This window comes from Mesorhizobium sp. M0217 (assembly GCF_040321955.1).
In the GTDB taxonomy this organism is placed as follows: Bacteria; Pseudomonadota; Alphaproteobacteria; order Rhizobiales; family Rhizobiaceae; genus Mesorhizobium.
The window spans coordinates 25,200-37,109 of record NZ_JAMYSN010000001.1; the positions used below are offsets into that span (position 1 = coordinate 25,200).

General features: G+C 59.6%; 7 protein-coding genes. 2 read left to right on the forward strand and 5 right to left on the reverse strand.

The window, feature by feature from the left end; genetic code table 11:
• Window positions 1-48: 48 nt before the first annotated feature.
• Window positions 49-1,767: a PAS domain S-box protein gene (locus NKJ18_RS00125; protein WP_352757595.1), complete on the reverse strand. Its 1,719-nt coding sequence runs from the start codon at window positions 1,765-1,767 to the stop codon at window positions 49-51.
• Window positions 1,768-2,021: 254 nt separating this feature from the next.
• Between NKJ18_RS00125 and NKJ18_RS00130 the strand changes: the two genes are divergently transcribed.
• Window positions 2,022-2,699, forward strand: a complete 678-nt coding sequence (locus NKJ18_RS00130) for a helix-turn-helix transcriptional regulator (RefSeq protein ID WP_023689781.1) — start codon at window positions 2,022-2,024, stop codon at window positions 2,697-2,699.
• Window positions 2,700-2,858: 159 nt separating this feature from the next.
• Window positions 2,859-3,995, forward strand: a complete 1,137-nt coding sequence (locus tag NKJ18_RS00135; RefSeq protein ID WP_352757597.1) for an NAD-dependent epimerase/dehydratase family protein — start codon at window positions 2,859-2,861, stop codon at window positions 3,993-3,995.
• Window positions 3,996-4,044: 49 nt separating this feature from the next.
• Here NKJ18_RS00135 and NKJ18_RS00140 read toward each other — a convergent pair whose 3' ends face one another.
• The 4 genes from NKJ18_RS00140 to asnB form a co-directional block, all read right to left on the reverse strand.
• Complete coding sequence (locus tag NKJ18_RS00140) at window positions 4,045-5,250, reverse strand: acyltransferase family protein (protein ID WP_081731308.1); 1,206 nt, start codon at window positions 5,248-5,250, stop codon at window positions 4,045-4,047.
• A 221-nt stretch (window positions 5,251-5,471) separates the two neighbouring features.
• Window positions 5,472-7,640, reverse strand: coding sequence for a polysaccharide biosynthesis C-terminal domain-containing protein (locus tag NKJ18_RS00145; RefSeq protein ID WP_031247041.1), 2,169 nt, complete (start codon window positions 7,638-7,640; stop codon window positions 5,472-5,474).
• Between the two features lie 69 nt (window positions 7,641-7,709).
• Entirely contained in the window at window positions 7,710-9,911 is a 2,202-nt protein-coding gene (locus NKJ18_RS00150; protein WP_023733255.1) for a GumC family protein, read from the reverse strand.
• Between the two features lies 1 nt (window position 9,912).
• A complete protein-coding gene (gene asnB / locus NKJ18_RS00155) occupies window positions 9,913-11,910 on the reverse strand; it encodes an asparagine synthase (glutamine-hydrolyzing) (RefSeq protein WP_023733256.1) in 1,998 nt (665 codons plus the stop codon).

Genomic DNA, 11,910 nt, shown 5'->3' on the forward strand with positions numbered 1-11,910 from the left:
CCCACACCATCGGTTAATTGGCCAATTCGGCTTCGACTTGGAGGGGCTCTATTGCAATCCAAATTCCTCAATTTCTTTGCGCGATACACGCAGCGAATATCGAAGGCCATCTTCGGTTATTTCCATATTCGGGGAATGCCCGACAAGCGGCGCGCTGTCCACACCGATTATCAGTGACCCGAACCCGCGGCGTACGACTTTTGAACTCTTCCGTCGGCCCGATTCCACCCAATCGAACACGAGGTCGTCACCTTCGTCCTCGGATGCAAATCGCCACTTAACTTCGACCTTGCCATTCGGGTCACCCAGCGCACCATGTTTCACCGAGTTTGTCGTCAACTCGTGAAGGATCATCGCCAAGCCCTCGGCGGCGCCGCTTGGCACAGTGAGGGAAGGTCCACTGATCGTAATGTCGCGTGTCTCCTTGAAGGGCTGCAATTCCCGGTCCACGAGTTCATGGAGCATCCCTGACAGGTTGGCATGACGAGAAAGGATGCGATGGGTCGCCTCCAGTGTTCGAATCCAATCGATCAACATCTCCTTGTATTTGGCAACATCATTGTCGGGAATATCGATCATGTTGACCAGAGCTCTGATCACTGGAAACACATTGCTGAACCGATGGCGCTCTTCGCGCATTATGCGCTCGCGTCTCTTTACGGCGGCGCGAAGCAAAGTTGTTTGTCGACGTTCGGTCAGATCCGCCGCCACCCCGATGCGCATTTTGCGGTCGCCGTGCTCTTCCTGCCGTCCACGCAATGCAATCCAGCGTGTGTGACCATCCACTTGCCGGACGCGAATCTCGACGTCAAAGTTCAATGCCGATGAAGGCTTTGCCGAGGCGGACAACTTCGGCCAGTCGACGGGATGGATTACGGCCGAGAGTTCTTCCAAGCGGCGGACTGGGGCCGGAGGCAGACCAAGGATGTCCCAGAACTTGCCGGAGCCGGCGACTGTCCCATCCTCAATGTCTATTTGCCATGTGCCCAGGCGCCCGGCAGATACGGCGAGATCGAGCCATTCCTTCTGAGCCCGAAGGGCCTCGCGTGCCGCTTGTCGCTCGGAAATATCGTCAATCACCGCGAATACGCTCTCATTTGGCGCCTCTTCCCGCGGCGACGAAGACAGGGCCAGGTGAGCCCAGAATGCCGTGCCATCCTTGCGCAAAACGCGGATATCCGTAGCAGACGCGGTCCCATTGCCCAAATCTTCCAAAAGTTTCCGCACAGTACCTCGATCGTCGGGGACAATGAGTTCCTCCAGCTTGAGTTGGGCAAGTTCCTTGTGCGCGTAGCCGGTCATCTCCAAAAGCCGTCTGTTCGACTGCAGCAGTTCGCCATGGCGATTGGTATTAGCAAAGCCCAAGGCGGCAGCGTCGATGGCACCGAGCCTCGCTTCTGCCACCCTGAGCGCACCATGCAGATCTTGTCGCAGGCGGTGGAACACAGCTGCGATCAGGCTACCCGAACCCAGAAGGAAGACGGCCCCGGTCCAGTCTCCACCAGTGAGGTGACCGTCCAACAGGTGTCGCATCCACAAGCCGGCGACCGCCATCAGAAGCGTTGCTGCGATGGCAACAAAACGGCCCTCAAGATACACGATGACAACGGTTATGGGGATAAACGCAACAAGCGGCAACGGCTGGCCGCCATATACCGTACTTATCGCCTCGAATGCTATCGATGCTGCAAACACCAAAAGCGAAGCTAGATGAGCCCACGTAGTGCTCGACACATTCGATTTGAGCCAGCGCAGGTCCGAACCCATGCGCAAAGACTACAACTTTCGGTCTAGTCCGTCGAGACTAGGCCGAAGGGGTGGCACCTAATCCCAATGCCCGATTGCCATGACTTTGCCGGCGAATAAAATCATGGTGTCAGGAGCGCTCTTCAGAAAGATATATCCAAGAGACGCTGCGGAAAAACCATTCGCAGATTTCTCGCAGTATGTGGAAATTCAAGTTGAAGCAGCAACTTCATCAGATTTGATTTGCGTCAGTAGCAATGGGTTGGGTGGAAGCGATGACACTGATTGAAACGCGAAACGATGCGCTTGCAGGCAGGCAATACATTGTATTGAACGATACCCGCCACGAAAGGCCGATAAGCCTTGTGGACCGGCCGGACGCAAGGGTCGGCGGATCTCGACGACGCAGCCTGGAATCCATCACCGGCATGCTTGATCGTATGGGTTGCGGCTATCTCGTCCTGGACCGAGACAAGAAAGTAATAGAATGGAACGCTGCCGCTCGGGACACCCTCGCACGCCAGGGCGAAGCAACTGATACAGCCGTCGAGCTTGCTGCCGGGTTGAGGCGGCTGGTCGCGAATGTTCCGGTCCACCTCCAGCCGGGCTCACTCTCATGGGTAGTGATCCACAGCAGAGGCGACAGGCCGGTGACCATGAACGAGACGGGGGTCGTTACACCGGACGGGACAACCGTCGTCGCATTGCTGGACCGGGATAACAAATCGGCGGCCAACCCTCGCACGTTGCAAAGGATGTTCGGTTTGACCAGCGCGGAAACGCAGTTGGCGCTACGCCTGGCTCATGGCGACGCGCCCCTGGAGATCGCCCGCAGCTGGCATCTCAGTCGCACGACTATCCGCTCTCAGCTCGCCTCGCTGTTCGCCAAGACCGACACGAGGCGTCAGGCGGAACTAGTGGCTCTTTTGGGGCGCATTTCAGTTTTGCCATGAGAAATCGACTGCTGTCTGCATCCGCTTTGATTCAGACAGCGGCGGCCCGCATTGAGCGCGCTGTCGCGTAGATCACAAGGCCGGCGGCGCCATTTCCGATCGTTCAAGCGCTGCCGAGATAGCGCGGAACGCGGAACCTGGAAACGGGAGTGACTTGCCATGGCCGAAGCAGATTCGAAGGTCAACAAGCTGGCGGATATCGTTCACGGGCTGCAGGATGGTGCTGCGTCGAACCTTACGCACACGGGGCCGATCATCGTCACGGGCGCCGCTGGGTTCATCGGATTTCATGTTGCGTCACGCCTTTTGCGGCTCGGCGCCGAGGTCATCGGCGTCGACAACTTCACGCCTTACTACGACCTGAAGCTGAAGGAGGCGCGATTTACACGGCTCTGCGCCGAGCCGAGGTTCACGCCGAAGCGCTTCGACCTGGCGGACCGGTCGCTGGTGAAAGCGCTGTTCTGCGAATTCCAGCCATCGCACTTCGTGCATCTGGCCGCCCAGGCCGGGGTGCGTCATTCGCTCGTCGACCCGCATGCCTATGTGGAGTCAAACATAGTCGCATTTCTCAACGTTCTGGAGGGCTGCCGACACGCGGGCGTCAGCCATCTCGTTTATGCCTCGTCGAGCTCCGTATATGGCGCCAATCGACGCATACCCTTTTCCGAGCATCATGGTGCCAATCATCCGGTGAGCTTCTACGCCGCCACCAAGGCCGCCAACGAATGCATGGCGCATTCCTACAGCCATCTGTTCGGCTTCCCCGTAACCGGACTGCGCTTCTTCACCGTCTATGGCCCCTGGGGCAGGCCCGACATGGCAGTCTATACTTTCACCCATGCCATCGCCGAGGGCCGAACGATCGAAATCGCCAATGCCGGGCGCGTATGGCGGGATTTCACCTATATCGACGACATCGTAGAGGGGGTGGTTCGCGTGCTCGCCAAACCACCGTGTCAGGATCCCGGTTGGGACGGTCGCGCTGCCGATCCTGCCACCAGTTCGGCGCCATATAGGCTCTACAATATCGGCAATGATCGGCCGGAAGAAATCAACCATCTGATCGCGCTCATCGAGACGGCCCTTGGTCGCCGCGCCGTTCGCGTCAACGTACCTTTACCGCCAGGTGACGTCCTGGAAACCCGCGCCGATGTCAGGGACCTCCGCCGCGCCGTTGGCTTCGCACCGGCGACAACACTGGAGGACGGCGTGCAACGTTTCGTGGAATGGTATCGGGAATTCCATGCACGCCCTGTGGGGCAGGTGCGACCAGCTGGCCTTCCGGCAACGGCATAGTGAGCACAACGCCGCCATTTCCTTGGTGTGACAGGGTGGCGGCTCGCCTTCAATCTGTCTTGGGATACGCCGGCACTGGAAGGGGCCCAAGCTGCCGTCCTGTACTGTGCCCGACCCCCAAAAGGCGCCGCGCATAGCGGGTGAGCGGCTTCTCGAACAGACGATGGGTGATAAATGCCACGCCGAGGGTTATCGCCAAGGCCGAACCGATGAAGGCCCACGGACCGAGCACAAAGATCAACCCTGTACGCCAGAACAATATGCGCATGGCGCGGATCACGAATGGATGCATGAGGTAAAGAGCGTATGACGCATCGCCAACGCCAGCGGCCCACCTCGCCGCCACGCTGTCATGCCTCAGTTTACCCGGCGGTGCCAAGGCAGCACTCCAAACAATTAGAGACGCCGGAATGCCATACACGACAGAGCGACCAAAGCCGGCCGAGATATCGGGAAACGCCGCCGCAAGCATCAGGGCACCCAGTCCCGTTGCGGCCATACAGGCCCTGATTGGGCCGGAAGGCCGCAGGCCTGAGGCGCACATGACCCCGATCATCGCGCCGAAAGCGAATTCGAGGATGATCGGATTGGTCCAGAAACCCCAGGGCTCAGGCAAAGGAGCCCCAAGAGCGCCCGAGAGCACCATCCCAACCAGGATCGCGAGCAGGACCGTAACTGCCCACCGCATGGGCAGCACGATCGTCGCCGTGAACAGCACGTAAAACAGCATCTCATAATTGAGCGTCCAACCCAACTCGTAGACCGGCTGAACGACGCCGTCAGGGCGACTGGCCGGAACGAATAAGTAGGATTCGACTACAAACCTGAAATCGACGTAGCTCTGGTTGAGAAGATTTGGGGCGGCCACCGCTACCGCAATGTAGAGCGAGGTGAGCGCCCAATATAGCGGGACAATTCGCGCGATCCGGCGGGAAATGAAGAGACGCGCGCCCCCGGGCTTTGCGAACAGCTGTCGCGACGTATGCACCATGATAAGCCCGGAAATCACGAAGAAAATATCGACTCCAGCGCTCCATGGTATCGGATTCCAGCTCTGAAAGGTGCGGCCGGCCTGTAATTCCAGGGTGGCCGCATCATGCTGGGCGTGTCGCAGCGCGACCGAACTAGCCGCGAGGGCGCGCAGGACCTGGACCTGGGTGAGGGTTTCGCGTTGGCTGCGCTCGACAGGCGTCGATCTCTCCGAGCGACGGCGCACTGCAGGCGCCGAGGCGCTCGCCATTCGGGCTTGTTCCATGGATGCTCCGCAGATTGTGAGCACACCGTGGTGCACCTCCGAAACTGATGCATCCTTCAAATGACGGACACCGCCCGCAAAGTATCGGCTGCCCGCGGGGACGCGGGTGTCCGGAACAGGTATACGCCGAAGCGTCTGCGCAGCCCTATGGCCTTTGTGCGATCCGGGCTTCGTGACTTCCTGCCCGAACGACGGCGATCACCGTAGCGAAAACAGTGGTCTCATTTGCTCGCCCTCAAGAACCAATGCCATTGACGGGCATCGACCGCGCTCGGCCTCATCGACAGCAAGGCAAAAACCAAGCCTGGCATGATTTTCAGTCGCTTGCGGATATAAACGGCCATGGCAATGCTCCAGATGCTCAGTGCAAGTGCCACACCCACCGCAGCGCCAAGCAGGCCGTACACCGCAACTCCGGCTGCACAGGCAATTATATTGGCCACTGCACCCGCTACCATCGTCGTTGCCGCAGCCCATTCATTTCCAGTCATGGTCAGGAGATTCTGTTGGGGCCCGCACAGCGCGACAAAGACATATCCCAAAATCAGAACCCGTGCGATCGGCGCTCCCGCGCTATAACCCTCACCGAAATAGCTCAAGAACGGCTCGACTATCACCATCATTGGGACGGCCACCAGGATGGCACCGCCAGCAGAAAGCAGGGTTGCGCGCGCGAACAGTTGTTGTAGGCCTCTGCGATCGCCTCTGACGTAGAGATCGGCTGCTGTTGGCGAAAACATGGTTGCCACGGCGATACGGGACAGGCCCACGAGCATCGCGACATTCAAGGCCAGCGCGAAAATACCCGCTTCAGCAATATGGCTTGTCCAGCCCAAAACCAGGACTCCTGCCCGACTGACGAAAACATCGAGCCCAGTGATGAGCATGAGCGGGGGGACGGCAAGCCACCATTCCCTCGAGGCATAACTTGGCTTGGCGTGTCCCAGGCCGGGTGGTTCAAACCTCCTCGCGATGATGAACACCAGCGCCGCTGTGAAAGCGGAACTCACAAGCACCGCCATCGTCACCGAGGGCGCATCCACTGTTCGAAATCCCGACAATGCCAGGAGCGCTACCAACACGAGCAGGAGTCCGTCTCGCATGATGCGCTCCGGCAACAACGCCGAGACAACGCCGCCGAAAGCACGCACAAGCGTGGCTCCGAGAGCATAGGCCGTAACCAAGGGCACAGCCATCATGCCGAGCACGATGCTTGTCTCAAGCCCTCTTTCCGTTGGATCTGAAAGGAACAGGACGGACGCAGCGCCGATCATCCCGAACAAGGTTGCCGCTATCAGCGATCTCTGCAGCGCAAATCTTATCACCCCGCGGGCCAGATCAAGCCTGCCACTGGCCCTATAGGCCGGGAGGAAACGCAACAATGATACATTAAAGCCAAGCGTTGCCAGATAGGCGAGCACTGACGTCCAAGCCTGAACGTAGGAATAGATACCGTAGTTGTGAGGTCCGATAAGGCGTGCAATTGCCAACTGTGCAAGACTGGTCAAACCAGCGCCACCAATATAGATCAGCAAGGCGAATATGCTTGCCCAAGCCAGCCGCGAGCCCATGTCCTTGTTGCGCGGCGGTGCGGTTGCTGAACCAGTTACATCTGCGCGATGAGCCGGCAACTCAATTTGCTTTTCGCCGACCGACCTATCGAAGCGCGACAATGCAGAAAGTATTTGTCTCTCAATCCGACAAATACTTTTAAAGGTCGATGGACCATCGGTGTTTTCGACGGAGATGATTTCCCGGCCAGATGTTGTCAGGAGGTCATGCATCGCTTCAAAAACGGCGAATGAGCGCATGTTAACGCTCAAGTCGGCCTCGAAAATCCGTTCCGCCGGCGGCTCAAGCTCCATCCGCCGACGAAGGCGACTTTCCACGACCGCAGCTGGCACCAAGAGCCTGACGGTGAGATCGGCCGCCGGTGCGAGGCTGAGCGCCTTTTCCAGCGCTCTGGGGTTGGTGCTCCCATTGAACATCGCAAGCGAACCAATCGCTTGAACATATCCTTGATCGAAAATTATAATTTCGGGCGATTGCTCCGCAGACTTCCAGCAACGCGAAAGGTGCAGGATGTATCGCCAGATTCGCGCGCGCCATATTCGGTTTTTTGGCGGTATCATCCTCACTATTGCAAAGGAACTGGAAATATCATCGGCTCGCCCTGCCGAAAAAAGCAGTATTCTGGCTGTTGAAAACATCGCCGATACGATCCGTGATATGAACAGAAAGATTCCGAGATCATATTTGGCGGCCCTGGTGCTTGGCTTGTAGCTGAGAGCGACCTTGGCGTGATAGCCTTTCCCGCGCAGCTGCTGCGCAAGCGCATGTGCGAAGGTTGTTTTGCCGGATCCTGGAGGTCCGAAAAATTCAATGATCATCGTGTATCTGGCTCGATTTAGGGGCTCGATCGCTCCCTGGAGCTTCTGTTGAAGATCGCACACGCATCTTCAAACCCTCTCCAACAGAAGATCGGCGTTGTCTCCGAGCCTGGAGCCGGCTAGCCTCTTCAGGTTCACCCGGGTGAGCACACTCCCTACTGGAACGGTGGCGGATCCGCCGGCCCCTATTGCATCCAGAGCACCACGGGCAATGCTGCGCCTCGTCCTTGCCCAGCGAACGGCAAAAAGCACCGAATCGGCCCAGCGCTTAAGCAGCCTGGTTTCAGGCCCCCCGAGGCCCAGGGGACCGTTCATGATGACCACGTCGTAGGCCGAACGCAGCTCCTCGGTGAACTGGCATTTGTCGACGGTGGACAGAAGCGTCAGGAGATCATCGGAAGGTGCTGGAGCGGCCATGAGGTCGATACCGATTTCCGGCATCCTCGTAATTGCATCCTTCAGCACGCAACGTTCATTCACATAGTCGCCGAAGGAGTTCCGGGCCTTGTCGGTGCTGAATTCACCACGAAACCCGTTCGTGAGCCGTACATCCTTGCGATCGAGATCGAGGAAAAGCACTCTTCCTCCCAGCCGCGTTGCCGCCAGCGCCAGGCTCCATGCCAACTCGGTCTTGGCATCGTCCTGGATGCTGGACGTCACGAGAATGATATGCGGCGGCTGCCCCTTCCCCTGAGTTGGCGCCGCAGTGACGAGCAGCGAAGTCACGGCGCGGCTGAACGGCAAGTTCTGCTGGCTCAGAACCAGATGCCGCAGCTTTCTGGCGTTAAGTCCCGCAACCCTGGGAAGCAGTCCTACGCACGGGACCCCAAGCTCGGCCTCGGCTTCGGCTTCACTGCGCAAGGTTTGGTTGAAACCGTTGCGGACCAGGACAATGACCGCCCCCATGAGACCAAAGACGACCATGCCGGGGGGAATCAGGAAAATTGGCGACAATGTCATGGGGGTCGACGGCGGCCAGGCGGTCGAAAGGACCGCTACGCCTGGGGAAGGAGCGGCGATGCGACGTGTCAAGTCCTGCTGCCGGCTCAGGAGTTCGTTGTAATGCTGCGTCACGATGGCTACCCGAGGCTCAAGGGAACGCAGCCCCGAAAGTTGGCTCGCCGTGTCGGCCACGGCCGCGTCGAGCATCGCTTTGCGACTTTCAAGAGCCGTAGCCTGGGACCGGTAGACATTTGCCTCGGCAGCGATTCGGGCAACGCTTTGCTCCATTTCGCGGGCGATCGCGTTGCGCAGATCGCCGTCGGCGGCGGCACCCGACTGGCGTGTCACCAGGTCCGTCAACACGGGCGACCCGATTTCTTCAGCGATGGCCGTGACCGGGGCGCCCGCCTTGCGCAGGTCCTCAATACGGCGAAGGCGCGCTTCCGACGCGGAAAGACTGGCTTTCGATAGGAATATCTGCCGGCCGAGTTCCGCTGTCTCACTGGCTGCGTTGTTGGCCGCAGTCTGATCGACGGCGCCATGCGTGAGCCGGTATGTCTCCAGCCGATCTGTCGCTTCGACAAGATCCCTTTGTACTTGCGGAAGGCTGGCGACTATCGAATCCAGATGAACCTGATCCGATGCTCGGCTTTTTTGTACCAGATCTTGAATGTAGACCTGGGCGAACGTGTTCGCGACAAGTGCCGCACGCGCCGGACTTGGATCGGTGAACCCGATGGTGATGACGCGCGATCGCAGCTCTTGTCCGACCCTCATTCCCTTGCGTAGCGCCTTCAGCTCGGGCGCGTCCGCTGCGTCCGGATTTTCCGCCACTGTCTTATCCTGTCTCCAGGCCCTGTTCAGGAGGTCGATGAGGAACGAGCCAGCCGCGGGCGGGACGGCATTGACGACGCTCTTTCCGTTACCGTCGACTGGTTGGGCTTTGCGCAGTGCTGCCAGGACCCGACGCAGGTGGCCTTGCGAGGAGAGCATCGTCAGATGATCATCGATGTTCGATTCCAGCGAGTCCTGGGCGGATGCCACGCCGCCCGAAGCACTGCTGCTCGGGGCATCGATAATGACCTGGGTAGTTGCCTCGAACAGCACCGGGCGGGTGAAGCCTGCCAGTCCGGCCAGGATGCCGCCCAGAAGGGCCATGGCAAGCAAGAACCATTTTCGCGTCGTCAGGATGATGACGAGCTGGTGGAAGGGTGACGATTGCGTTGGCTCGCGTGGCGGCCGCATCAAGCGCAGATTGGTTTCAAGTGTCCCAGCTTCCATCTGCTTGGCGCGCGGACGCCGGGCGCGGTTGGCTATGGAACCTTCCATCTCAATCCCCTGTCAGTTCGATATGGTAAGAAGGGTGCGTGGCGACCGTCGATGGCCGCATGGCTTCGTTGCGCCACGCCTGAAACATGAGCACCGGCCACAGGTCGCGGAAATTATCTTGGCTTCCATGCAGATGATTGCGCCAGCATGCGTCGACCTTCTCACGGTCGATGACCCCGTCCCCGGAGCGGCCGATCGTGGCAATTATATCGGTTGCCCAGCCGCGCAAGGGCCCTTTCAACCAAGTCCCGACCGGAACGTCGAAACCTTGCTTGGGCCGGTCGACCAGTCGGCGTGGTACATAACGATCAAGCAGTCGGCGAAGCAACCATTTGCCCTTCCCGTTTCGGACTTTGGCACGGGCTGGCAAGCGCCAGGCGAATTCAACGACGCGATGGTCCAGGATCGGGCATCGCCCCTCGAGGCTGCTGGCCATGGTGGCTCGATCGAGCTTCACCAAAATGTCGCCCGGTAGGTAGCCTGTCATGTCGGCGAATAGGAGACGCGAGAGCAGGCCGTCGAGCTTTGTCGTGTCGGTAGGTGCTGTCGACGGCTTGCGATGAACAAGGTCGTTGGCTGAAGATTTGGTCAGTTGCAGAAGGAGTTCGTCCTCATCTCGCGCCGCGAGCAGGCGGGCAAGGCGAGCCAGGCGGTCACCGCGCAAGCCATGCCGCATATTCGATGAAAGCGGCAGATTGCCGAAGATATCTTTCTGAGAGGCTTGGGCCAGCAACCCAGCCCCCGATGCCAACAGCCGGCGAAATGACAATGGCAGCTCATGCTGCTTTGTGAGGCGGGTTGCCAGGAAGTGTCGAGAATAGCCTGCGAAGCACTCGTCGCCACCATCGCCTGAAAGCGCCACGGTTACATGTTGCCGCGCGAGCCGCGACACCAGCAGCGTCGGTATCTGCGATTCATCGGCAAACGGCTCGTCCCAAATCCGGGGCAGCTCCGGAATGACCTCAAGCGCGGCGGCCGGCGAGAGATGAAGTTCCGTATGATCGGTGCCCAGATGCCGAGCCACCGCGGCCGCATGGGGAGCTTCATCAAACCCACCTTCGCCGAACGCTATGGTGAACGTACGAACGGGGTTTCGGGACTGTGCCTGCATCAGCGCGACGACAGTCGAGCTGTCGATTCCGCCCGACAGAAAGGCGCCCAGCGGCACATCTGCAATCATTCGTTGCTTGACGGCCAGGCGGAGCAGGCTGTCGAGCTCGGTCGCGAGGTCCTCGTCGCTGGCGGCTATCGGATCGCGCTGTCCCTTGCTGGCGACATCGGCCAGCGACCACCAAGGGTGAATGCGATGCGCAAGCGAACCGGTGCCGCGGGCGTCGGCGAATTGCGCCGCAGTGACCGACAGGATTGAACCAGGCGGCAGCTTGAACACGCCCTGCCAAATGCAACGGTCATCCGGCACCCAGCCGTTGGAAACCATCGTCGTCGCCGCATCGACATCGAGTTCCGGAGTGAAGCCTGGGAAGCAAGTGATCGCCTTCAGCTCCGAGGCGAAGACAAGCGCGTCACGTGTCAAGGCGACATAGAGTGGCTTCTTGCCCATTCGGTCGCGGGCAAGCTGAAGCGTTCGGTTCTCCAGGTCCCACAGCCCGAAAGCAAACATGCCAGCGAAGCGCGCGAGGGCTGCATCAAGGCCCCAGCTTTCGATCGCGCACAGCATGACCTCCGTGTCGCTGGCGCCGCGGAAATGATGGCCCGCCCCTTCCAGTTCACGGCGCAGATCGCGAAAGTTGTATATCTCGCCATTGAAGGTGATGACATACCGACCGCTCGCGGAGAGCATTGGCTGGCGACCCGCTCCGGACAGATCGACGATGGCCAGTCGCCGGTGGCCGAAGGCTACCCCCCCTTCACGGCTCACCCAGAAGGCCTCACCGTCAGGTCCGCGATGACGAAGCGCCGTCGCCATCGGTCCGATGGCCCTAAGCGCACTTGCGTTGGGTGCATCGGGCGCCAACAAAATTCCGGCGATCCCACACAT

What these genes read in the sequence shown, in the direction of transcription:
- NKJ18_RS00150 (WP_023733255.1), bottom strand. Translation starts at nt 9,911, where the DNA reads ATGGAAGGTTCCATAGCCAACCGCGCCCGGCGTCCGCGCGCCAAGCAG.
- NKJ18_RS00140 (WP_081731308.1), bottom strand. Translation starts at nt 5,250, where the DNA reads ATGGAACAAGCCCGAATGGCGAGCGCCTCGGCGCCTGCAGTGCGCCGT.
- NKJ18_RS00145 (WP_031247041.1), bottom strand. Translation starts at nt 7,640, where the DNA reads ATGATCATTGAATTTTTCGGACCTCCAGGATCCGGCAAAACAACCTTC.
- asnB (WP_023733256.1), bottom strand. Translation starts at nt 11,910, where the DNA reads ATGTGTGGGATCGCCGGAATTTTGTTGGCGCCCGATGCACCCAACGCA.
- NKJ18_RS00135 (WP_352757597.1), top strand. Translation starts at nt 2,859, where the DNA reads ATGGCCGAAGCAGATTCGAAGGTCAACAAGCTGGCGGATATCGTTCAC.
- NKJ18_RS00130 (WP_023689781.1), top strand. Translation starts at nt 2,022, where the DNA reads ATGACACTGATTGAAACGCGAAACGATGCGCTTGCAGGCAGGCAATAC.
- NKJ18_RS00125 (WP_352757595.1), bottom strand. Translation starts at nt 1,767, where the DNA reads ATGGGTTCGGACCTGCGCTGGCTCAAATCGAATGTGTCGAGCACTACG.